14 protein-coding genes and 1 pseudogene are annotated in these 23,899 nt (G+C 41.0%); 8 read left to right on the top strand and 7 right to left on the bottom strand.

Translation table 11 applies throughout. The features are described from left to right. Positions 1 to 785: 785 nt before the first annotated feature. Together ABF638_RS21625 and ABF638_RS21620 are read left to right on the top strand one after the other, a co-directional pair. Positions 786 to 6,530, top strand: a complete 5,745-nt coding sequence (locus ABF638_RS21625) for a PAS domain S-box protein (RefSeq protein WP_435025035.1) — start codon at positions 786 to 788, stop codon at positions 6,528 to 6,530. 12 nt (positions 6,531 to 6,542) lie between these two features. Further along, a complete protein-coding gene (locus tag ABF638_RS21620) occupies positions 6,543 to 7,622 on the top strand; it encodes a hybrid sensor histidine kinase/response regulator (RefSeq protein ID WP_435025034.1) in 1,080 nt (359 codons plus the stop codon). 134 nt (positions 7,623 to 7,756) lie between these two features. On the opposite strand, the gene ABF638_RS21615 is transcribed toward ABF638_RS21620, so the two are convergent. From ABF638_RS21615 to ABF638_RS21595, 5 genes are all read right to left on the bottom strand, one after another. Continuing rightward, complete coding sequence (locus tag ABF638_RS21615; RefSeq protein ID WP_435025032.1) at positions 7,757 to 8,521, bottom strand: DevA family ABC transporter ATP-binding protein; 765 nt, start codon at positions 8,519 to 8,521, stop codon at positions 7,757 to 7,759. Between the two features lie 84 nt (positions 8,522 to 8,605). Beyond that, complete coding sequence (gene devC, locus ABF638_RS21610; protein WP_435025031.1) at positions 8,606 to 9,772, bottom strand: ABC transporter permease DevC; 1,167 nt, start codon at positions 9,770 to 9,772, stop codon at positions 8,606 to 8,608. Between the two features lie 13 nt (positions 9,773 to 9,785). After that, on the bottom strand, positions 9,786 to 10,121 hold the full coding sequence (locus tag ABF638_RS21605; protein WP_435025030.1) for a DUF2834 domain-containing protein: 336 nt from the start codon (positions 10,119 to 10,121) through the stop codon (positions 9,786 to 9,788). A gap of 188 nt (positions 10,122 to 10,309) precedes the next feature. Beyond that, positions 10,310 to 11,599: an ABC exporter membrane fusion protein gene (locus ABF638_RS21600; protein ID WP_435025029.1), complete on the bottom strand. Its 1,290-nt coding sequence runs from the start codon at positions 11,597 to 11,599 to the stop codon at positions 10,310 to 10,312. Positions 11,600 to 11,732: 133 nt separating this feature from the next. Continuing rightward, positions 11,733 to 12,329: a TetR/AcrR family transcriptional regulator gene (locus ABF638_RS21595; RefSeq protein WP_435025028.1), complete on the bottom strand. Its 597-nt coding sequence runs from the start codon at positions 12,327 to 12,329 to the stop codon at positions 11,733 to 11,735. A gap of 755 nt (positions 12,330 to 13,084) precedes the next feature. Here ABF638_RS21595 and ABF638_RS21590 point away from each other — a divergent pair. The 5 genes and pseudogenes from ABF638_RS21590 to ABF638_RS21570 all read left to right on the top strand — a co-directional run bounded on the left by ABF638_RS21590 (position 13,085) and on the right by ABF638_RS21570 (position 16,980). Continuing rightward, the gene (locus ABF638_RS21590; RefSeq protein ID WP_435025027.1) at positions 13,085 to 13,477 is read left to right on the top strand and encodes a hypothetical protein; all 393 of its coding nucleotides are present in this window, start codon (positions 13,085 to 13,087) and stop codon (positions 13,475 to 13,477) included. 309 nt (positions 13,478 to 13,786) lie between these two features. Then, positions 13,787 to 14,119 (top strand): riboflavin-specific deaminase, encoded by a 333-nt coding sequence (locus tag ABF638_RS21585; RefSeq protein WP_435025026.1) that lies wholly within the window; start codon positions 13,787 to 13,789, stop codon positions 14,117 to 14,119. A gap of 366 nt (positions 14,120 to 14,485) precedes the next feature. After that, positions 14,486 to 14,632, top strand: a pseudogene (locus tag ABF638_RS21580) (DUF3172 domain-containing protein); the annotation flags it as partial. Positions 14,633 to 15,347: 715 nt separating this feature from the next. Continuing rightward, positions 15,348 to 16,367: an RpoD/SigA family RNA polymerase sigma factor gene (locus ABF638_RS21575; protein ID WP_435025025.1), complete on the top strand. Its 1,020-nt coding sequence runs from the start codon at positions 15,348 to 15,350 to the stop codon at positions 16,365 to 16,367. 118 nt (positions 16,368 to 16,485) lie between these two features. Continuing rightward, entirely contained in the window at positions 16,486 to 16,980 is a 495-nt protein-coding gene (locus ABF638_RS21570; protein ID WP_435025024.1) for an ureidoglycolate lyase, read from the top strand. Between the two features lie 675 nt (positions 16,981 to 17,655). Here ABF638_RS21570 and ABF638_RS21565 read toward each other — a convergent pair. Together ABF638_RS21565 and ABF638_RS21560 are read right to left on the bottom strand one after the other, a co-directional pair. Beyond that, positions 17,656 to 20,298, bottom strand: a complete 2,643-nt coding sequence (locus ABF638_RS21565) for a PAS domain S-box protein (protein ID WP_435025023.1) — start codon at positions 20,296 to 20,298, stop codon at positions 17,656 to 17,658. A gap of 578 nt (positions 20,299 to 20,876) precedes the next feature. Continuing rightward, complete coding sequence (locus ABF638_RS21560; protein ID WP_435025022.1) at positions 20,877 to 21,575, bottom strand: rhomboid family intramembrane serine protease; 699 nt, start codon at positions 21,573 to 21,575, stop codon at positions 20,877 to 20,879. A 145-nt stretch (positions 21,576 to 21,720) separates the two neighbouring features. On the opposite strand from ABF638_RS21560, the gene ABF638_RS21555 reads away from it, so the two are divergent. Then, a complete protein-coding gene (locus ABF638_RS21555) occupies positions 21,721 to 23,850 on the top strand; it encodes a tetratricopeptide repeat protein (protein WP_435025021.1) in 2,130 nt (709 codons plus the stop codon). Positions 23,851 to 23,899 lie beyond the last annotated feature (49 nt).

Below are 23,899 nucleotides of genomic sequence, written 5' to 3'. Positions count from 1 at the left end.
AGCTTCCTAGAATAATTGAAGCTGCTAGGAACAACACAAAATTAACAGGATTCCATTTGTGATTTGCAGCTTTATTAAGGTCTAGCTTATGTTGGAATCGACGCTCTATACCTGCTAGTGACATTAGATTAAAACTCCTTTGGCGATTGGACGTAAACTTGAAATTTTAAATACACTGAACTGGCTACAAAAAAATAATTTTTAGTAATTATTGTTTGTAATAGCTTTAGTATTCAGGATTTAAAGAAAAATGTAATCGAGGAAAAACAGGAATTTTTTTCTGATTAAATTGAGGGTATTTACTTGAATGGCTATTTTGAATTACTGAAGAAATACTGAGTTGCAACTATAGATAATCCGTAGGATAGAGGAGATTTTATAGAATAAGGGCACAGAACAAGCCAAGAAAATCGATGATGTGAAACTTTAAAACAGTCTGACTGATGATAAAAATCAATGCCAAACAGAGGTTTGAGCGTTGCTCTTGCGGCTGTTAATGGATGAATTTTGAAGGTCGCAAATTTACTGAAGCTCTGAGGAGGTGTTTAGGTAAAATTGCGAATCCTATTCGTTTATAACACCCAGTTGTAAAGCGATTAAAGTGCAAAAAATTTAAGAGATTTGAGCAAGACATCGCGCTGATGGGCAATATAAAGATATCTCAGCTATTTTGCCTGTTCTATATTTTTCTTGTCCAAGCGTGATTCTATTTACATCAAGCTATTAACACGATGATATCGAGCTATAATTTTTTTGAAACGCGATCGCGTTTGTATTTTTAACTTATGAGTCATCCTTCTTGCCTCACGATCCTGCTGATTGATGATTGCGCTGAAGATCGGGAAGCATATCGTCGCTTTTTGGAGCAAGACAGCCTGTATACCTACCGCTTTTTGGAATTTGAGACGGGAACGCCAGCACTGAAATGGTGTCAACGGGAGATACCAGATATCATTTTGCTGAATTTTTTGTTACTCGATGGCGATGGGCTGAAGTTTATTCAGCAGTTTCGGGAATGCCATAGCAATACCCAAACTGCTGTGATTATGTTGACCGCACGAGGGGATGAAATTACTGCTGTCCGTGCGATGAAAAGTGGTGTGCAAGATTATCTGGTTAAAAAGAAACTTACACCTGAAGTTCTTCAAGGTGCAATTCATCATGCCATTGAACGGATGGATTTGGCTCGACAGTTAGAACAAAGTCGGGAACAACAGCAACTAATTGCTGCGATCGCCTTACGGATTCGTCAGTCTCTGAAGTTAGAAGAGATTCTGCGTACCACAGCTACAGAAGTGCGGCAGTTTCTCAAAGTAGACCGAGTAGTTGTCTATCAATTTCAGTCGGATATGAGCGGCACAATTATGGCAGAGTCAGTGCTTCCTGGTTGGACAGTGGCTCTGGGAAAGCAGATTTTGGATACCTGCTTTCAACAGGGAGCCGGAAGTGACTATCGCCAAGGGAAAAAACGAGCAATCGAGGATATTTATCAGGCTGGTTTAACCAATTGTCATTTGCAGCTTTTAGAACAATTTGAAGTTAAAGCCAATCTGGTAGTACCCATTTTGGTCAAAGGGCAATTATGGGGATTATTAATTGCTCACCAATGTACTGCATCTCGCCACTGGCAATCAGTAGAACTAGATTTGTTGGATCAACTGGCAGTGCAAATAGCGATCGCCATTCAACAGGGAAGTGCATATCAGCAATTACAGGCAGAACTGGCAGAACGCCAACGGACAGAAGCAGCCCTAAAAGCTAGCGAAGAGAAACTCAAGCTGACCTTGAGTTTTGCTGGTATTGGCTATTGGGAATGGAACCCAATCACCAATCAAATATTTGCTAGCGAGAATGCAATTCGCTGTTTTGGTTCCGATCTAAGTGATGCAAACTGGACTTATGAAAAGTGGCTCAATCAATTACATCCAGAGGATCGAGAATGGGTTGAGCCGGAACTGAGGCAAGCGATCGCCACCCAAACCGATTATGCTGTGGAATATCGAGTTGTCTGGCAAGATGGCAGTATTCACTGGGTATCGGCAAAAGGACGGGGAGTTTACGACGCAACCGGAAAACTGCTGCGGATGCTAGGCGTGCTAATAGATATTACAGAACGCAAGCTCTCAGAGGAGGAGCGGCGGCGGGCCCAAATGCTGCGAATTGAATTACATCTTCTGGAGCAGATTCTTGAAGTCGGGCTAGCAGGTTACTGGGACTGGGATATTCCAGGCAATCAGGAGTACTTGAGCTTAACCTTCAAGCAGATGTTTGGCTATGAAGATCATGAATTGCCAAATACACCAGAGAGTTGGCAACGCCTGATTTTTCCCGAAGATTTACCAGGTGTTCTGCAACTTTTTGAGCAACACGTCCAAAGTCGCGGACAAATCCCCTTTTACAATGAGGTGAGATATCGACATAAGGATGGTTCTACCGTTTGGGTAATTTGTTCTGGTCGCGTCATTGCGTGGGATCAAGACGGCAATCCTCTGCGGATGATTGGTTGCCATATTAACATTACAAAACGCAAACAGGCAGAAGCTCAATTGTTAGCGATCGCTAATTTGCAGCAAGCCATTTTAGATGGTACTGACTATGCCATTATTTTTAATAACTTAAATGGCATCCAAACCTTCAACGCCGCTGCTCAGAAAATGTTGGGCTACAAAGCAGATGAAGTTGTTCGGCAAATAAATCCAACCACATTTCACGACCTAGAGGAACTCAACCAACGCGCAGCAGAACTCTCGTTGGAATTGGGTAGGGAAATTGCACCTGGTAGGGAATTTTTTACTATCGTCACTCAAGACGGAAGCACCTATGAAAACGAATGGACTTACATTCGTAAAGATGGCTCGCGGTTCCCTGTATTTCTGTCGGTGAAAATCCTCCAGGATCTAGAAGGACAGAATATCGGATTTTTGAGTATTGCCAAAGATATTACCCAGCAAAAACAAATAGAGACAGCCCTTCGAGACAGCGAACTCCGTTATGCACATCTGGCAGAAGCGGCTCCTGTAGCTATTTTCCGGCTGGATGCCGTTGGTAACTGCATCTATGCTAACGATCGCTGGAGTGAGATGACTGGTAGACCAACACAGGCAGCATTAGGGGTGGGATGGATACAGGCTTTGCACCCAGAAGACGGTGAGCGTTTGGGGAGAGAATGGTCTCTAAAATTTGAGCAAGGATATGTTGATCCAAGGGAATTTTATCAGAGTGAGGGTAGGCATCTACGCCCAGATGGCAGCATTAACTGGTTTTATGTCCAAGTGCTACCCGAAATTAACGCCAACGACACCATTATCGGCTACATCGGCACACTGACAGATATCAGCGATCGCAAACTTGCTGAAGAACAGTTACATCACCTCTCCGAACGGCTAACCCTAGCCATCAGTTCTGGAGGATTTGGTATTTGGGAATATGATTTCGTCCAAACAAGCCAGATTTGGGACGATCGGATGTACGAATTGTATGGAGTGAGTAAAACTGATTTTAACGGTTCTTTTGATGCTTGGTTTAACTGCATATACCCGGAAGATCGCCCTTATCTGCTGGAAACTATGGAGCAAGTTATACAAGGAAATCAAGAATATAATGTCGAGTTCCGCATCGTTCAACCAAGTGGAGAAATTCGTTTCCTCAAAGGCTACGGTATTCTCAAACGTGACCAGCAGAGTGAACTTGTACGGATGATTGGGGTTAACTATGATATTAGCGATCACAAACAAGCAGAACAAGAACTCATCCACAACAGGGATTTACGAGAAGCAATTTTTAACGAATCTGCTGATGCCATCTTTCTGGTTGATCCGCAAACGCTGCTCACCCTGGATTGCAATCGGCAGGCAGTGGAACTGTTTGAGGCGGTTGACAAAGCTGAATTAGTCAGTATCAATGGTCAGACACTCCAACTGCGTCCATTCACTGCCAGCGAAACAGATGCGATCGTCAGAGATATGCAGTCAAAAGGTGTCTGGAGCCTAGAGATTGAATATATTACTCTTCAGGGTAAGATTTTCTGGGGAAACATTGCAGCCAAGCCGATTACTGTAGCCGGACGTACCATGAATTTAGTCCGGATCACTGATATCAGCGAACGGAAAGAGGCACAAGAGGCATTGGCGAAATATGCCCATGAGGTCGAAGATTTGTACGATAATGCTCCCTGTGGCTACCATTCCCTCGACAGCGAAGGCCGATTGCTTAAGGTCAACGAGACTGAACTGCAATGGTTGGGTTATACCCGTGAAGAAATGATTGGCCAACCCCTGGTAAATTTTTTCACCCAAGCCAGTCGCTTGTCCTTCGCGGAAAACTATCCTCGCTTCAAAAAGCAGGGTTCGTTGAAGGATTTGGAGTTAGACATAGTTTGTAAAGATGGCACAGTTTTTCCAGTACTGGTAAGCGCTACTGCTGTCAAGGATGCTGAAGGTAACTATCTATACAGCCGCACCACCCTATTTGATATCCGCGAACGTAAACAAACCGCGCAAGAACTGGAAGAATCACGCAAAATGCTGCAAACGGTACTAGATACATTTCCGCAACGTGTTTTCTGGAAAGACCGCCAATCGCGGTTTATTGGTTGCAATCCAGCATTTATCCGCCATTCTCAACTGACAACTGATGAGATTATCGGCAAGACCGATTTTGAATTACCTTGGGCAAAGTTGGCACACCTCTACTGTGCAGACGATATGATGGTGATGACCACTCGAACACCTAAACTAGGCTATGAAGAGCCATTTGAAGGGTCTAATGGCGAACAATTTTGGCTACGAACAAATAAAATTCCCCTGACCAATAGCGCAGGAGAGGTAATTGGCGTACTGGTATCTCACGAAGATATTACAGAACGCAAACAAGCCGAAGCCCAATTGCGGCAAACGAATGAGCAGCTTGCTAACGCAAATATGGAACTTGCCCGCGCCACTCGCCTCAAAGATGAATTTCTCGCAAACATGAGCCATGAACTGCGAACACCTCTTAATGCGATTTTGGGGATGTCAGAGGGCTTACAAGAAAGTGTCTTCGGCTCCATTAACGACAGACAAGTAAAAGCGATCGCTACTATTGAGCGCAGTGGTAGACATTTGCTAGAACTAATCAACGACATTCTAGACTTGTCTAAAATCGAATCTGGCAAACTGGAACTGCAATTGAGTGATGTTTCTGTCAGGAGCCTCTGTGATACCAGCATTGCCTTTGTTAAACAGATGGCTTTGAAAAAGAATATTAGTCTTAGTATTCATATTTCTGAGCATATTGACAGCATCCAAGTAGACGATCGCCGCCTGCGTCAAGTACTGATTAACCTGCTGAGTAACGCTGTCAAGTTCACACCAGACGGCGGATCTGTAACGCTAGAAGTCCGGCTGGGAGAGGAGGGGGGCAGAGGGGTAGGGGGAGCAGGGGAGGCAGGGGAGGCAGGGGAAGTAAATTCTCCCTCATCCTCCCCAAACCTCTGCTTCCATATCACTGACACCGGCATCGGTATCGCCGCTGGAGAAATTGGCAAGCTGTTTCAGCCTTTTATCCAGCTTGACAGTAGCCTTAACCGTCAATACAGTGGCACTGGTCTAGGTTTGGCACTAGTACAAAAGATTGTAGCCCTACATGGAGGAACGGTTTTAGTTAGGAGTGAAGTTGGAGAGGGAAGTTGTTTTACGGTTTGCATTCCATACCATGCTAGCGACAATGTGTCAAAAACGCCGGTAACTACTTTATTGCCCAGCTATCACTTACCTGCTGAGAATGCTCAAGTTTTGATTATAGAAGATTCTGTTGCGGCGGCTGACCAAATTACTCGCTACTTCAGCGAAATGGGAATGCAACCCATCATCTATCCCACAGGTGAAGGAGCCGTAGAAGAAGTGCTGCGCGTTCAACCTGCTCTGATTATTCTGGATTTGCAACTACCGAACCTATCCGGTTGGGAGGTGCTCAATCAACTCAAGACCAACCCAAAAACCCAAAATATTCCAGCGATCATCATTTCAGTTGTGGATGAGCGTAGCAAAGGACTAGCTCAGGGAGCGTTTGAATATCTGGTCAAACCCATTACCCGCACTCAACTTCAAGCAACTATAGATAAACTACAACATTCTGCCCATTCTAACCCGCCAAATCTAACTGGCGTGCCAGAAGCGGTTTTAGACACTCCTTTGATTTTACTGGCAGAAGATAATCAAGCAAATATTGATACTATGTCCGGCTATCTTGAAGGTAGAGGGTATCATCTGATTCTGGCAAACAATGGACAACAAGCTATTGACCTTGTTAGAGTTCAACGCCCCGACTTAATTGTAATGGACATTCAAATGCCGGGAATGGATGGGTTGGAAGCAATGCGGCGTATCCGTAACGATCGCCAATTTGTGCATATTCCGATCATTGCACTAACGGCCTTAGCCATGCCTGGCGATCGCGAAACTTGTTTAGCGGCTGGAGCTAATGAATATTTCACCAAACCGATAAAACTTAAACAGCTTGTAACCACAATTCAACAACTCTTAAGCAGGTAGCGGAAATTATCGATGGATATTCAAGCCTCTATTTTAGTGATCGACGATCAACCCGATAACTTTGACGTTGTTGAAACCTTACTGGATGGTGAAAACTACCAGCTTTACTACGCTGCTAGTGGTCAACAAGCTCTAAATCGCCTCGATAGTTTTCAGCCCGATCTGATTTTATTAGATGTGATGATGCCCGATCTTGATGGGATGGAAGTCTGCCGGCGCATCAAAGCCGATCCACAATGGCAAGCAGTGCCAATCATCATGGTGACAGCATTAACCGATAAAGAAGATTTGGCTCGATGTCTGGCGACGGGTGCAGATGACTTCATTAGTAAACCCGTCAACGGTGTGGAATTACGAGCCAGAGTTCATTCCATGTTGCGGATTAAGCAGCAACACGACAGTATGCAAGTATTGCTCAAGATGCGAGAAGACATGGTAAATATGATTGTGCATGATCTGCGAAATCCACTTACCAGTATTATCTTAGGAGCAGAGATTCTTCGGTTGCCAGGTTTGTCACCGAAACAACAGCAAGGAAAAGTCGATCAAATTTTACTTGCTGGACAACAACTACAATCGTTAATTGATAGTTTGCTGATTATGGCAAAGCTGGAATCTGGCAAAATGGTTCTCAACTACACAGAAGTGGATCTTTGTGCGCTGTGTATATCAGCTGTAGCAGACATTGAGGCGATCGCTACTCAAAAAAACCTGACCCTGATACGTGAATTTCCCGAACCTGGTGGCATTGTTGCAGTAGATGCAGTGATCTTTCGTCGAGTGCTGGATAATTTGCTCTCCAATGCCATTAAGTTCTCCCCCTTCAATTCTCAAGTCATCCTCCGAGGAGAGTATTTGGCAGCAGGTGGTGCTAAAGTGCAAGTCGCTGATTCCGGTTCGGGAGTTCGTCAAGACTTACGACAAATCATTTTCGAGAAGTATGAAATTGGAACTATGATGCCAGAAATTTCGCAAATTGGTTTAGGATTGGCTTTCTGCAAAATGGCGATCGAGGCACATTCCGGTACAATTACCATCGAAGATAATCATCCAAACGGTAGTATTTTTACTGTATTAGTCAAAAATACATAATTCACTCTAACCGAAGAGGATATTTTAAAAGTCCTCTTGTCGGTATCAAAAATTTTAGATCCCCCTAAATCCCCCTTAAAAAACTATCCATTGTAACCATCTGATGACATTCATATTTCTTGTAAGTTGACGAACTACGAATTCGTATTACTTGCTTGTAGCGTAGATTCTGTGCTATCAGTCTTCAACTGACCATCTTCCATATAAATGATGCGATCGGCAATATCGAGGATGCGGTTATCGTGGGTAACTAGCAAAATCGTACAACCTTGTTCTTTAGCTAGCTTCTGCATTATTTCCACAACATCGCGCCCAGATTTCTTGTCGAGTGCAGCAGTAGGTTCATCTGCTAAAACAATTTTAGGATGGCTAACCAAAGCACGAGCGATCGCAACTCGTTGTTTTTGCCCTCCAGATAGTTTCTCTGGGTAGTAATTTATACGATCAGCTAAACCGACAGTTTCCAAAATAGCGATCGCTTTGGCATTAATATCCTGATTGAGAAAATCGTCATGCAACTCTAAGGACATCCGCACATTTTCTCTTGCTGTCAAAAAGGTCATCAAATTATGTGCCTGGAAAATATAGCCAATCTGGCGACGCAGCTTAGTTAACTGCTGCTTTTTCGCACCACAAATTTCCTCTCCTAAGATTTTAAGGCTACCTTCTTGGGCAGAACGCAATCCACCCATTAAGGTTAACAAGGTGGTTTTCCCCGATCCAGAGGGGCCAGTCATGATAACGATTTCCCCAGCGTTAATCTCTAAATTAATGTCAAATAATACTTGTTTACGAAGCCCACCTTCACCAAAGTAATGGTTGAGGTTACTAACAGAAATTACAGATTCTAAAGTAGAAAGTGTTGAATCGGAATTTACTGGCAAAGATTTTTGCAACATAAGATTTTATAGGGTATTGGGCTTGTAGAGACGCGATTCATCGCGTCTTCTTCTGTACAAACACGATCAATCGCGTCTAAAAAACTAAAAAACATCGGCAGGGTCAGCAGATCGTAATTTCCGCATTGCGATCGCACCAGAAACACTACACATGATCACGGTCAAAATCCAAACCTGTATTGCCCGTTCCATTTTCATAAAAATAGGAAGCATCGTCGCAGCGTAGGTGACTTGATACAACCCAAAAGAAAGGAAGAATCCAGGCAGAAAACCTAAAACAGCTAATAACAATGCTTCTTGAATTAAAACTCCCAAGAGATAGTTATCGGTATATCCCATTGCTTTCAGGGTGGCGTATTCTGGCAAGTGGTCAGAAACATCAGAGTAAAGGATTTGGTAGACAATCACGATGCCAACAATAAACCCGACTCCAGTCCCTAAACCGAAAATGAAACCAATGCCAGTACCTTCTTCCCAGTAAGTCCTCTCCACTTTGGCAAATTCCTCTGGAGTCAGGACTCTGACATCTTGAGGTAATCCGTTAACAAGTTGCGATCGCACTTTTTCTACATCGGCATCTGTTTTAAGTGTGATTAACCCAACTTCGATGCGATCGGGTTTACGTTCTGGAAATAGCTGGAGAAAGGTAGAGTCACTGGTGATCACATTACCATCGGCAGCAAAGGAAGCACCATCAGTAAACAAGCCTTTAACAAAGACGGCTTTACTATTCAATTCTGTGTCAAATTTGCCTGTTTTCTTAAAGATATCGGCAACCGCACCGTATTCTGGACGACCTGCTTGGTCAAATAGAACTTGATACAACTGTTTAAGATCATCCTGATTTTGGTTAATTTCGGGTGATTTGAATGCGGGTTGTACCGGATCAACACCCCAAACCAAAATGGCACGCTCAAGACGTGTTTCTGGATTTCGCCACTGTCCGGTGCTAATGTAGACAGAATTAACTGACTGAACACCTTCATAACCTAATGCTTGATACAGTCGTTCTCTAGAAAAGTTTTTTACCGAAAATAAAGTTTGAAATTGGGGATTAATTAAAATTAAATCTGCCTGTAAATTGCGATGAGGTTTCACAGCAGCATCAAAAAGCGCACTTTCAAATCCCAACTGAATAAACATCAGCATATCGGCAAAAGTAATACCTGCGACTGCAACAGCCAAACGGGTTTTTTCTTTCATTAACTGCCGCCATGCTAACGGCGTTTTGCGAAATAGTTTAGAAAACATATTGAAAAACCCTTTAATAAGTCAGTGTTTCAGTTTGCTGTTCAAGCTGGCGCTCTCGCATTAACAAAAATAAGGGAAGACCTAAAGACACACCAACCAAAAGATTACAGGCAATGTAAACCCAGAGATTTTGCATTTTCAGACGTGTTCCCTCCCAAAATACAAATGTCCATAAAACTAGTGATGAAACAATAACATCCATACCAAAAAAGCCAGAAATTTTGTTGGCAAAGAGTTGTTCAAAAAACAGCTTTATATCAAGACCATGCTCTAAGAAAAATGGAACAAATTGGGAGTAAGGTAGAACGAAGCCAAGTACACAAAGCAGAAGATATATGACTTTAACCATGATTAAATTCACCTTATAAAAAATGTTGGAATACATGAGATAGTGAACAACAACTCTATATAGGACTCCTATTTAATTTTTGAACAAAACTCAGTACGGATCTATGCTTTCTTTCCTGTTCCCTATTCCCTATTCCCTATTCCCTATTCCCTACCCACGCAAATAAATTCAAAAATCAAAGCGGATTCCTATATTTCAATCGCTGTTTGTACCTGTAAGTTAGTGAAACCTGCAACTCGCTTGCTGTCTTCAGGATTGAGGCGAATTTTCACCTCAACTACTCGGCTATCAAGATTCTCCCCTGGTTGGTTACTGAAAACGTTTTGTCTATTCACCTGCAAGCCAATTTGAGCAACGGTTCCTCGCAGTTCACTGGCAAATGCTTGACTGCTAATCACTGCCTGTTGCCCTAATTTCACTTTACCGATATCGGTTTGATAAACTTCTGCTACTGCCATCATTTGGTCTGTTTGTGCTAAGTCTGCAACTCCAGAATCACTAATTTTTTCTCCGACTCGCGTATGAATTTTAATGATCTGTCCCGCCATCGGTGCTTTGATGTAAGCACCAGCCAATTCGGTTTGGGCGTGTTTGAGTGTGGCGATCGCATTTTCAATTTCTGTCTGGGCTGCGGCTACATCTACAGGTCGGACTTCTGCAATACTTGTAAGCGTGGCTTTGGCTTCACTAACTTGCTTGCTACCAGTGGCGTTAGTGCGGGCGAGTGCTGCTTTAGCTTCAGATAATTGTTTGCTAGCAGTTGTGTTAATCCGGTTGAGAACTGCTTTGGCTTCGTCTACTTGCTGTTTGGCGGTTTCTACAGTTAAGCCTTTGCTGTCGTACAAAGAATTAGAAACTGCACCTTGAGAATATAACTGCTGATAACGTTGATATTCGGCTTCGGCATTTTTGAGTTCTGCCTCTAGCTTCTTAATGGTTGCTTCTTGCGCGATTCTGTCTCCTTCCCACTGTGCCTCTATGCGGAATATCGCTTCTTGTTGTGCTGTTTTGTCTCCTTGGGATTGAGCCTGAAGACGTTCAACACTTGCCTGCTGGGCGTTAATTTCTCCTACTTTTGCTCCAGCTTCAACTTGAGCGAGTTTAGCTTGAGCAACTCTAACTTGTTGTTGCGCTTGTAGTACAGCAGTTTGTAAGCGATCGCGGGCGTCTAAAATTGCCACCATCTGTCCGGCTTTAACGCGATCGCCTTCTTTGACTAAAATTTGAGCAATGCGATCGCCATCTAATGCCAAGGGTGCAAACAAGCTAATTACCTCTGCTTCCGGTTCTAGTCGTCCTAATGCAGCCACTTTTTGACTTTTAGGCGTGGTTTCTACTGGCTCAGATTTCTCAGCTTGACTAACTAACCCAAATTGAGAAATCCCATAAACAACAATTCCACCTGTAATAGCAGTAGCGGCAATTACTAATGCAACTAACCATTTATTGGAAGTCTTTTTTGATAGCTTTTGAACCATCTCTTTTACTCTCCTAAAAAATCATTTTGTCTACATCAAATGAGTTGATATTGGTGGCAACTATTTATTAGTCATCAATGAATATCAAGTAATTCATAATTGTTATATATGTAGCATTTTTCAACTTATTTAGTTATAGAGTATAACTCCTACATCTTGCCCCATGTTGCGGCAAATATGCCGTGAGCATTTTGCCTAATAGCGCACATTGTTCCATAAAATCAATTGTTTCATCACCCCATAACTTCTCCAGAATTAAACCATTCACAAAGCTCAATACAAAGGAAGCCAATACTGGATCTTGAATACCTACAAAATCGCAGGCAGCCTGCTGATAACGCTGATTGTTCCGCTTAAAAACACTATTATTCAACATTTCTTTAGAGTCTTGATGTTGACAAAAATCAATCCATATATAAGTCCACTTAATAAAGTAGTCTTCATTTTTTACTAGATATCTTCCTAGTGCTTCCATCCCCTCTTGCAGGGTTTGCGCTCCTTCCAATTCAGCCAATGCTGCACTTAAATCTTGCTCACATATTTCTTGGGCCAATTGCTCAAATAAAGCTTGTTTGCTAGGAAAATAGTGGTACAACGTACCAGTAGAAACCCCTAATCCTTCGGCAATTTGGCGCATAGTAATGGAACCATAGCCTTTTTGGGCAAATAAATCAAAGCACTTGTCGAGCAGTTCTTTACGGTATTGCTCATGGTCAACAATCTTAGGCATGACTCAGGTTATTATATCGAACGCTCGTTATATATAAAATTAGCATCTTTGGTATTGATATAGAATATTTCAAGGGAGTGAAGTACACAGGCTGAGTCTCAAAGCCAGATATTAAGCCTGTTTCACTCTGAATTTGGCTGTATATAAAAGCATATATTATTGTCTGCGTTAAAAAACTTAGTAGACATCTATAGTAATCCTAAATCATTCGTGAGAGATTAAACTTTAGGTATAATCAAATACTACATAAGCTAAACCTACTTGCGTGGACTTCATCGAAACAACCTACAAATGCAGGTTTTGTCTGTGTAGCCGCGATTTCTAATCACCAGGGCTGAATAAAGCTTTACTTTCTTTAGTTAATTGATTTAAATCGAACATGCGTTATATTTTAACCTAGTTTTGCGCTAGATGTAATACTCATCAATTTTTATCTTTGCCACTTAGTACAAAACTATGGATCGATTGCGGAAAAAACTCCGTATATATTTGTTGCCACAGTGCAAAACGCATAAATCTAGGTTTTATAAGGCTTTGAAAGATGTGGTGAACAATCAGGGTTAAGCCTCTTGTTAAAGGTAGGCAAATTTTAGCGATAATGTACTCTATATTTCACTATAGTTTTAATGAAGTTTAGGCATACTTCTTACTACCTGTGTTAATCTGAAGTACCCAAACTAGGTTGCTATTTATTGGTTTCTGTATCTAGCCAATTGTAATTATTAAACTGACATTAAATGTTGAGAGATTGAATTATGAAATCCTCTTCTATTATCTTAGTCGTTGTGATTAGCGCACTTGCTCTGTCCCAGAGTGCCTACGCTAACCAAGAGAATGTTCCCATGACAACAGACGATCGCAATCAGGCTGGAGTTTTATTGACAGAACCAGCCACAATTAACGCTACATGGAGTAATTTTATCGGACAAACTAATAATCCCAAACAAACTACTGAATCAATTTCGCTAGTGCAAGAGCCAGGATGCCCAAAGATTAACCCGCTTGAGTTCATCAATAACCCAGAGTCTTTCTTTAAGCAATGTCAGAAGCCGGCAAATACCGAAAGTTCTCAAAGTACTGAGCCAATTGAGTATTTCAAGGTTCCTAAGCTGGATTCTGGTCTTAGGGTGACAGTTACTCAATTTTAATATAGGAACTTTTTTAACAATAGATAACTAATTCTTGGTAGTGTAATTTATCTAGATAATTTACGCTCAAATATGGATGGAATATTTATGCTGGCTGCTTTAGCTCAAAGCAGAAAAGCTTTGCCGGAATGTTTGCCGAACCCACCAGTAGGCTGTGTAATCATAGATGCCCAAAAGATATAGGAATCCGCTTTGATTTCTGTTCGCGTAGCGTGGCGTAGCCATACTAATTTGCGTAGGCAGGCAATAGGCAATAGGCAACAGTCAAGAAGGCTTCTTAGTTGTACTAAGTTTTTTCAGAAATCAAATATGAGTCCTATAGTAGCTCAAGGATACACGCAGGCATCAGGAAAACACCATGCTGAGGCTGACGCACTTAAACAGATTCAAGGCAAAGCTTTTAACTTCTTGAAAATGTATGTAACCCTTGAACCTTGTTCTTTTCATGGACGCACACCTGCGTGTGCTTTAGCGATCGCTGAAGATCGTCGGATACATGAAATATATGTATCTATAGTTGATCCAGATCCGCGCAATAATGGTCAAGGATTGGACATTCTCAAAAAAGCAGGAAAGACAGTTAATGTCGGGTTATGCGCCAATGAGGTGAATGCTTTTCTTAATCAATATCTACTAAAATGATGGTTGAAAAATTAGATTAAGGCCTTAATATAGTACCATTTTTCCAAAAATCTTTGCTATAAGTCAATCATCTGTGTTGATGCATAACTGTGCTTTTGTGTCAACTTAAGGTGAAAACGAGTCAGCGAGAAAACTGTGAGATGTTGCTTTGTTACAAGTCTCAGATTATTTACGACTTCTCCAAAAGTGGGTAATCTTGTTGTTCAAGTTGTGCTGTACAACAATCAGCTACCCATCCCTAAACAAAAATATTTTCGCTTCAACAGGATATTAGTGGTGATCGCGGGTGTTGGTGTCTTGCCAAGTATTATCCTTGGTGTTAATGTGACCACTGTTACTACTTTTAGTTTATAAAATGTTTCCAAAAGTAATCAAGTTGATAATACCGCATCGAATGCAGATGTCTGCGTGCAGTATGACACAAGTGCAATTGTCACAGATATCTGCGTCTTTATTATCTTAAAGCCCAAATTACAAGTATTTGACCAAACTGCTGAAGAAAGCCGTGCTTGAGCAGGAGAGAGGCTTTACTTTGTATTTAACAATCGCCTGCTATAAAACTCCTATTTGATTTTTGAAAAAAATCAGTACAACTTGAAGAGGCTTGTCTCCTATTGCCTATTGCCTATTGCCTATTGCCTATTGCCTACCTACGCAAATAATTTCAGAAATCAAAGCGGATTCCTATATGTACTCAGCTTCATGATGATTGGATTATCTCGTAAAAAAATAGAGGTAAAAAAATGGACATTTGATAAGAGTTACAGAGAAAAATTCTGACCAGACTATTAATATTTAAATAAATAATATTTTTGTTGTTTAATAATTCTGATTTATTTGGAGAGTTGCTGTTAATAATTTATCTCTTAGGTAATGAAATTGTTGCTTGGTAAGCTTGTTATTGTTTACAGTAAATGCATTGGATAATTAGACTAAACATAATTCGTGTTTGAAAATATGCAAAAATCAAGAAAAAAGGAGTGTAATTACTTCAAATGATATGCTGATAATACTTTAGGTAATTGATTTGTGACTAGTGATGATGTTAGTATTAAAGGGTGGGTTGATTTTGGGTTTATTATCTCCAACAATTGACTTGTAATGTATCATAAGACCAAAATTCATCAGTATTGCCAATTGCATTGATTAGCAGTGTGAAATGACTATGGGTCTGAATATGTAGACTTGATACCAATAAATTGATGAGGTTACAGAGGAGCAAATAACCATGAGCAACTTAACATCTCCACCTACCGAAGTTAAAAAAACGAAGAAAAAAAGTTTAGCCGCAGATAAAAAGCCTCGAGTTACAGATGATATTGTGCGTAGTTATCTGCAAGAGATCGGGCGTGTAGATTTGTTGACTCGCGAACAAGAGGTTATTTTTGCCCAACAGGTGCAGCAAATGATGAATTTATTAGCTGCTAAGGAAGAATTGGCTGTGAAATTAAATCACGAACCAACGCTGCAAGAATGGGCAGATCAGTTGGAGTCAAGTGTTGAGGTGTTAGAGCAACAGCTCAGTCAAGGACACCAAGCCAAGCAGAAAATGATTCAGGCTAATCTCCGGTTAGTGGTAGCAGTGGCGAAGAAATACCAGCACCGCAACTTGGAATTTATGGATTTAATTCAAGAAGGTACTTTGGGTTTAGAGCGAGGAGTGGATAAATTTGATCCCGCTCTTGGTTATAAGTTTTCAACCTACGCTTATTGGTGGATTCGTCAAGGAATTACACGAGCGATCGCTCAACAAGGACGGACAATTCGTTTACCTATCCACGTCTTTGAGAAACTGAACAAAATTAAACGGGTGCAGCGAGAATTATCTCAACAGTTGGGCCGCGTTCCCACTACTGCGGAAATTGCCAGCGCGTTATCTTTGACACCCAGCCAAGTTAGAGAGTGTTTGTACTTGGCCCGCCAACCTTTCTCCCTAGAGGCGCGAGTTGGTGAACAACAGGATACAGAATTGCAGGACATACTGGAGGATGATGGCCCTTCTCCCGAAGACTATGCTGTTGAAGAATCTCTGCATCAAGACTTACAAGACTTGTTAGCAAAGCTGTCTCCCCAGCAGCGAGAAATATTAACCTTGCGCTTTGGTCTTACTGATGGCTATGAACTTTCTTTAGCACAGATTGGCGATCGCATGGGTATTAGTCGAGAACGGGTGCGCCAGATAGAGCAAAAAGCTCTCAGTCTCCTCCGACGCCAAAAGGAACAAGTACGTAGTTATCTAGCTAGCTGAGGTTATTTTCTTAGAATAGATTAGGGTATTTAAACTCAGAAATTCACCATCATGACTGTATAAAAATCAGTCATTTTGGGGGAAAATAAACCTAACTAATCTCTCTCGAAGATTTGATATGAGCACATCAAAAACAGTGCAACAATTACAGGTAGAATGGGTGACTTCTGAAAACTTTCGCCGTTATGGACAGGTGATTTTTGCAAGTCTTGATGGCAAAAGTTTCGATGGAGAAGATGCCCAGTTAAACCTGCAAAACGGGATTCCACGATTTTATATTATGCGGTTGGAAAAGAGAGGGCGAAAGTTTCACAAAATTACTCGCCATCTGCAATGCACTCAATGTCTGGGTTCTTTGGAAGGCAAGGATTGGTTAATTGCAGTTTGTCCTCCTAATAATGATGTGAATGAACCAACATTAGAAGAGATGGCTGCTTTCCGGATTCCGGGGAATTGTTTTATCAAGCTACATGAGGGTACTTGGCACGCTGGCCCCTATTTTGACCATGAAGCTGTGGATTTTTATAATTTGGAACTAGCTGATACAAATATGGTGGATCATTTCACCCATGATTTTCTTAAGAGTCATCAATTAGAGTTTGAGATGCTTTAGGTAATTGACGGTGAACTAGTACCGCAAGGCGGAATTCGTAATTCGTAATTAATTGTTTGCAAGGGTTTCAGAGGATGTTTGAAAAGTTTCTCTCTGTAACTTTAGGCACTTTAGATCCCCCCTAACCCCCCTTAAAAAGGCTACGGTGTATACACAAGTCCTAAAATCCTTGCCTGGTAAGATGCAAGCCTTAGTAGGCAAGCTTTTGAGCTTATCAAGCTGATTATCAATAGTGTCAGCTTATTGATATAGAATTAACGGAAAATCAAGGATTTTAAAAATAATTTTCCGTTCTTTTCCCTCTATTTGATTCTCAACCCGACTTGTGTATACACGGTAGCTTAAAAAGGGGGGAACTGGAGTCAAAGTCCCCCTTTTTAAGGGGGATTTAGGGGGATCTAAAACTTTTGATACCGACTAGAGGACTTTTCAAACAACCTCTCAGACATTTAAAATGGGTGGCTTATTTACGCCGTGCGAGACGAGTAGTCTATCAAGCGAAGTTTGAAGGGTTATAAAAGTTTGTAGTAAGGACTTTAGTCCTGAATTTTTAAGCACTTAAGTGCTTACTACAAACCTTGCAAAATTAATGGGGCAGACTACTAGTTGACAAAATAAACAGAAAATGCAGTTATAGGAGATCACCAGAGGCGATCTCTCGGACGCTTACCTATATTAGGTTGGATTAATCAAATCAGCGATCGCCTTTACCAATACATCTGGATCTACTGGTTTAGAAATATGCATTTGAAATCCTGCTGCTAATGCTTGCTGCTGATTCATTTCCCCCGCATAAGCTGTCAGAGCGATCGCTGGTACGCTTCCTCCTTGTTGGGGCGATCGCGATCGCACTTCACGCATCAGCATATAACCGTCTGTCTTTGGCATTCCAATATCACTAATTAAAACATCTGGGATCGACTCAGAAAGCGCTTGTAGTGCTTCCTGTGCTGATGCTACGGCGGTTACTTCTACACCGTAGTCTTGCAAAATGAAGGTGACTAAATCGCGGATATCTGGTTCATCATCCACAACCAGAACTTGAGTGTCCGAAAAAAGCGAGGATTCCGGCTGACAATCTAAAGACTGATTTTCCTCACGCCAAACCTGTTCATTTCTGACTAAAAGCGGTAGATCAACAGTGAAAGTTGCACCCGATTCTTCTCCAGAACTTTCGGCTTGAACCTTTCCCCCATGCATTTCTACAACCTTACGCACGATCGCTAATCCTAAACCTAGTCCACCAAATGTCCGTGTAGTAGTGCCATCAGATTGACGAAAGTAATCGAACACATAAGGCAAAAAGTCTGGGCTAATTCCCTTACCTGTATCGCTGACCTGAATTTGAACCTGGTTAGCAGCTTCCATGAGTCGAATTTCTACCCGTCCTCCTGTTGGTGTAAATTTTACCGCATTGGAAAGTAGATTCCACACAACTTGTTGAAGTCGATTTGGGTCGCCCATAACTTGTCCCAAATTGGCATCAAATATGGTCTGAATTTGAATTGACTTGGCTTCTGCTGCTAGTTTTACTGTTTCTAGTGCTGCTTCAACTACCATTACCAAGTTTACTGGACAGATATTCAAGTTTAATTTTCCTTGGAGGATGCGAGACACATCCAATAAATCTTCAATTAGCTGGGTTTGTAACTTGGCGCTGCGTTCAATGGTTTCTAAAGCGTGATTAGTAGTTTTTTCATCAAACTTGCGAGTCCGCAGCATTTTCGACCATCCCAGGATGGGATTGAGTGGGGTTCGCAGTTCATGGGAGAGAACCGCTAGAAACTCATCTTTAATTTTGTTGGCAATTTCCGCTTGTTTGCGTGCTGTCCTTTCGCATTCTAGTAGGCGATCGCATTCTTTTTCAGCCGATTTGCGATCGGTAATGTCCAAGACAAAAGCAACACCATGTTCTTGAGAATCATTCAGCAAGGCCATCCCCAAAACAATTGGTACTCGCTTTCCGTTGCGGTGGATGTACTCTTTTTCGTAAATTCTGGAAACTCCAGTGGTTTGCACTTCCAAAAGGGCGCGATCGTCTAAATCCTGATACTCGCCAGGAGTAAGTTCTCTCCAATTAATTCTACCTAAAGTGGCAAACTCATCACGAGTGTAGCCAGCTAGTTGGAGAAAGGCATCATTGGCATCAATTATTAAGCCATTCACTGTCCAAAAAGCGACCCCGATTAAATTAGATTCAAACAAACGCCGAAATCGCGCTTCACTTGCGCGTAATGACTTTTCTGCCCGTTTGTGTTCGGTAATATCGCGAGAAACAGTGATTACGCCTTCAATAGTTTGGTCAACATTGCGTAATGGTGTGAGGATATATTCATAAAAATGCACCCCATTGGTGGTAAGACATTCGCACTCATCTTTGATTGGCTGCCCAGTTTTCATCACAGCTTGTCGTTGATTATCTACCTGCGTTATTAGGTCTGCGGGTAAATCTAATCCTGACAAAGTTTTTCCAATAAGATCCTGGGGTTTTAAACCTAATACAGTAGCTGCATCACGGCTGACATACTGATAGCAACCTTGGCGATCAAAGATGTAAATGTGATCCACTGAAGCAGTAAGAATAGCATTTAAAATATTTGCCTGTTCTTGGACTTGGGTTGTTAGTTCGCGAGTACTTTCTTCAGCCTGCTTGCATACAGTAGTTTCCATACAAACGCCAATCATTCGCACCGCTTGTCCCTGATCGTCATAGATAAATTTTCCCTTGGCAGAAATCCAATGTGGACTTTGGTCTGAGCGAACTATCCGAAATTCATCGTTGTAATCAGTTTGGTTTGCCAAAGCGTGAGCGATCGCTTGCATGACAAATGGCTGATCTTCAGGATGAACGCACCTCAAAAAGCCTTCATAACTGCTGTCAAAACTGCCCGGAAGTAGACCAAAAAGCACTTCATGATTTTCCGACCAAATTACTTGATTGGTAACAATATTCCAATCCCACAAGCCCATTTGGGATGCATCTAGAGCTAGCCTCAGCCGTTCTTCACTCTCCCTAAGTACTACTTCTACTTGCTGCCGCTCCACAATTTCTTGTTGGAGTTGTTGTAAAATTACTGCCACATCTCTTGGTAGATTTAGAACTATGGATGTATCCTTCTCAATCTGCCACTCGACAACTTTAATATGGGAATCTTCTATTTCTAATGGCAGCTTTCTTTTTAGTTCTCTTAATTCCTCCTCAAGTGCTGCTTGCCTTTGTTGATAAGATATTTCTGATTGCTCTAACTCTGCTACACGCTGCCGCAGTATTGTTAAATCATCAGTAATTTGAAAGTTAACTTTATCAACATTTGGCATCTTTTACACCGATTATACTTAATAACACCGACTTGAAGAGTAGGTATCCCCTAGTCTGATGAGTATGTAATTTTTAGATAAAAAATACAATCCATCAAAAGGCACATAAATTCAAAATTCAAAATATTACACAGCAATCATTCTAGCTATGAAATATATGCTTTCTTCAGCAAACGTAGGTTAGGTATTTCAGTCAAAAGACATATATAGCAATCCGCTTTGATTTCTGAACTGATTTGCGTAGGTAGGCAATAGGCAACAGGAAAGAAGGCTTCTTAGTTGTACTAATTTTTTTTCAGAAATCAAATATAAGCCCTATATAAGTTCCAATAACTTTAGGGTAAGCAATGGCACAAACATCAAAAGCAAGGTTTTCGGCATCAAGAAACATTTTCCACCTGATAAAAATAGCTTAAGAGGATATTTGAAAAGTCTAAATTATTACTAGCCTTAGCGACTAGAAGTCGCGGCTATACAGACAAAACCTGCCTCCGCAGGTTAAAAACCATTGATTTTGATTAGTAGCGAATTCTATTGCCAAAAACTTTTAAAACATCCTCTAAGTAGTTAAATAAAATTTATCGCTTTAATCGCATAAAAGCCGCACCAATTAATAATCCCACAACCTGCCCTAAAAAAACAACACCCGATTGATTTACGCCGACAGGAGGAATATTTAAACTACCTATACCATAAAATAATTGCTGCACAAACCACCAAAATATATAGAAAAATGCTGGCAGTTCGATGGGGATATACAAGATTATTAGCGGCAAAACTGTGTCAATTTTAGCTTTAGGAAACTTAATAATATATGCCCCTAAAATAGCTGCGATCGCACCATTTGCCCCAATCAATGGTACTGTCAAATTCGGTTCAGCTAGTATTTGCAATACCCCTATCATCACGCCAGCAGCCAGATAGAATCCGAGATAGTGTTTATGTCCCAGAATATTCTCGACAGTCTTGCCAAAAACCCACAAAAATAGTATATTTCCCAAGATTTGGCTAAAACTGCCGTGCAAAAATATTCCAAAGAGTAGTGAAAATACTCGCCAAATTACAATTATCCAAGCAGCAGAGTTGAAAAAGAGAGCATTTGTAACTGCTCCACTAATCTGGGCAGGAATAATACCCCAACTACTGATAAAATAACCTAATTGACCACTAAATTCTAGTTTAAGTTCCCATAAAAATACAACCAGGTTAATGCCAATTAACCAGTAATTAATAATCGGCTTACTTCGACAAGGAATATTATCACTAATAGGAATCATACTAATTCGTAATTCGTCATTAAGACACACAAAACAAGGCTAGATACAAAACAAGGGGTTGTTATTTGCTCCCCACTCTCTCACTCCCCCTTAACCTGTGGCAAGATTGAAATCAGATCGCATCGCACTCAAGTAGGCAAACGAGATGCTGGGAAACACACTTGTAGGAAGATACCAAATTATTAGGAACTTGGGAGGTGGGGGTTTTGGTGAAACTTTTGTGGCTTGTGATACCCAATTACCTGGTTCACCTCCATGTGTCGTAAAAAAACTCAAACCCCAGGCAAGCGATCCAGTAACTTTGGAGACAGCTAGGCGTTTATTTGATACGGAAGCACAAGTTCTGTATAAATTAGGAACTCACGATCGCATCCCCCAACTTTTAGCTTATTTTGAGGAGAATGCCGAATTCTATCTTGTACAAGAATTGATCGAAGGTGATGACCTGAGTCAAGAAATAACACCAGGCAAAACCTTAAGTCAAGAGCAAGTAATTTCACTTTTAGAAGAACTTTTGGCAATCTTAGAATTTGTCCATCAACAGAATGTAATTCACCGTGATGTCAACCCTCGAAATATTCTCAGACGCCAACCAGATGGCAAATTGATTTTAATTGATTTTGGTGCAGTTAAACAAATTGCGACTCAAGTGATTACTCCCCAAGGTCAAACACAGGCTACAGTTGCTATAGGTACACCTGGATATATTCCTGGAGAACAAGCTCATGGTACGCCAAAATTAAGCAGTGATATTTATGCTGTGGGAATAATTGCTATTCAAGCTCTCACAGGATTATCACCAGAGGAAATAGTAAAAGATGCTGAGACTAATGAAATTATCTGGCATAATCAAGCCACGGTAACGCCAGAATTTGCTCAACTCTTAGATAAAATGGTCTGCTACGACTTTCGGCAACGCTATCCTTCGGCAACGATGGCGTTAAAAGCGCTGAAAGAGTTAACGCAACCACCCGCACTGACAATAGCTTTAAATCCTATTTCTCCACCAAAAAATATAAACAAACCTCAACCGAAAAAAGGCATTCTGGGTAAAGTTTTACTGGCGATATTTTTCATTGGGGTTAGCGGAGTAGCATCAATATTGATTTGGAATCACATTAATTCAAATAATGCCATAGAATTATCTAAACAAGGAAATACACTTTTTGATTTGCAACGCTATCAAGACGCGCTAGCAGTATATGAAAAAGCTGTTAATATTCGACCAAATCATGCTCAAGCCTGGAATGGTCAAGGCAAAACGCTGTATAAATTAAAAAAATACAAAGAATCATTAGCGGCGTATGATAGAGCAATTCAAATTCGTCCAGATTATTTTGAAGCTTGGAGCGGACGGGGTTTTGTGTTGGGAAGTTTACAGCGATATCAAGAAGCGATCGCCTCTTTTGACAAAGCTTTACAATTAAATAATAACAACTCAGAAATCTGGAATGCTAAGGGTGAAGCTTTCAGTAATTTGAACCAATATGACCAAGCAATTCAATCTTATGAAAAGGCGATTGAACTCAAACCAGACAATTATCAAGCTTGGTACAAAAAAGGATTAGCGCTACAGAATTCTAAGCGATACGAAGAAGCGATCGCAGCATATCAAAAAGTCGTTGAATTAAAACCAGACTATGAGGAAGCCTGGTATAATCGGGGAAATTCACTAGTCAATTTGCGGCGCTATCAAGATGCGTTTACTGCTTATGATAAAGCAGTGCAATACAAGGCAAATTATTATCAATCTTGGTTGTCAAGAGGTAATGTACTGCTGAATTTACAACGTTATCCAGAAGCAATCGAATCTTTTAATCAAGTAATTAAATACAGCCCCAGAAACTATCAAGCATGGTATAACTTGGGTTGGTCGCTGCATCAAAACCAACGCTATGAAGAAGCAATAAAATCTTATAATAAAGCAGCAACAATTAAGCAAAATGACTATCAACTTTGGTATAATCTAGGGAATTCACAATACATTTTGCAGAAATACGAAGATGCGATCGCGTCTTATAATAAGGCAGTTCGTTATAAACCAGACCATTCCGAAAGCTGGTATAGCAGAGGCAATGCCCTATTAAATTTGAAGCGGTATCGGGATGCGATCGCTTCTTACGATCAAGCAATAAAATACAAGTCTAATTACCAACAAGCAATAGACGGCCGCAACCAAGCCCAAATTCAACTGCAAGGTGAAAAACCACAGCCGATAATTGTGCCAATTATCCCCGCTCCTAATCCTACAAATTCACCGCAGACAACACCCTAGTACCGCAAGGCGGAATTAAAAATTAAAAATTAAAAATTAAAAATGAAGA

It is taken from the genome of Nostoc sp. CALU 1950 (genome assembly GCF_051172895.1).
GTDB lineage: Bacteria > Cyanobacteriota > Cyanobacteriia > Cyanobacteriales > Nostocaceae > Nostoc > Nostoc edaphicum_A.
This window is presented reverse-complemented; position numbering and strand designations above follow the sequence as displayed.

Bases quoted from the DNA above. Each gene is read 5' to 3' on its own strand.
- ABF638_RS21605 (WP_435025030.1), bottom strand. From the start codon at position 10,121: ATGGTTAAAGTCATATATCTTCTGCTTTGTGTACTTGGCTTCGTTCTA.
- ABF638_RS21625 (WP_435025035.1), top strand. From the start codon at position 786: ATGAGTCATCCTTCTTGCCTCACGATCCTGCTGATTGATGATTGCGCT.
- ABF638_RS21620 (WP_435025034.1), top strand. From the start codon at position 6,543: ATGGATATTCAAGCCTCTATTTTAGTGATCGACGATCAACCCGATAAC.
- ABF638_RS21590 (WP_435025027.1), top strand. From the start codon at position 13,085: ATGAAATCCTCTTCTATTATCTTAGTCGTTGTGATTAGCGCACTTGCT.
- devC (WP_435025031.1), bottom strand. From the start codon at position 9,772: ATGTTTTCTAAACTATTTCGCAAAACGCCGTTAGCATGGCGGCAGTTA.
- ABF638_RS21555 (WP_435025021.1), top strand. From the start codon at position 21,721: ATGCTGGGAAACACACTTGTAGGAAGATACCAAATTATTAGGAACTTG.
- ABF638_RS21570 (WP_435025024.1), top strand. From the start codon at position 16,486: ATGAGCACATCAAAAACAGTGCAACAATTACAGGTAGAATGGGTGACT.
- ABF638_RS21600 (WP_435025029.1), bottom strand. From the start codon at position 11,599: ATGGTTCAAAAGCTATCAAAAAAGACTTCCAATAAATGGTTAGTTGCA.
- ABF638_RS21615 (WP_435025032.1), bottom strand. From the start codon at position 8,521: ATGTTGCAAAAATCTTTGCCAGTAAATTCCGATTCAACACTTTCTACT.
- ABF638_RS21560 (WP_435025022.1), bottom strand. From the start codon at position 21,575: ATGATTCCTATTAGTGATAATATTCCTTGTCGAAGTAAGCCGATTATT.
- ABF638_RS21565 (WP_435025023.1), bottom strand. From the start codon at position 20,298: ATGCCAAATGTTGATAAAGTTAACTTTCAAATTACTGATGATTTAACA.
- ABF638_RS21595 (WP_435025028.1), bottom strand. From the start codon at position 12,329: ATGCCTAAGATTGTTGACCATGAGCAATACCGTAAAGAACTGCTCGAC.
- ABF638_RS21575 (WP_435025025.1), top strand. From the start codon at position 15,348: ATGAGCAACTTAACATCTCCACCTACCGAAGTTAAAAAAACGAAGAAA.
- ABF638_RS21585 (WP_435025026.1), top strand. From the start codon at position 13,787: ATGAGTCCTATAGTAGCTCAAGGATACACGCAGGCATCAGGAAAACAC.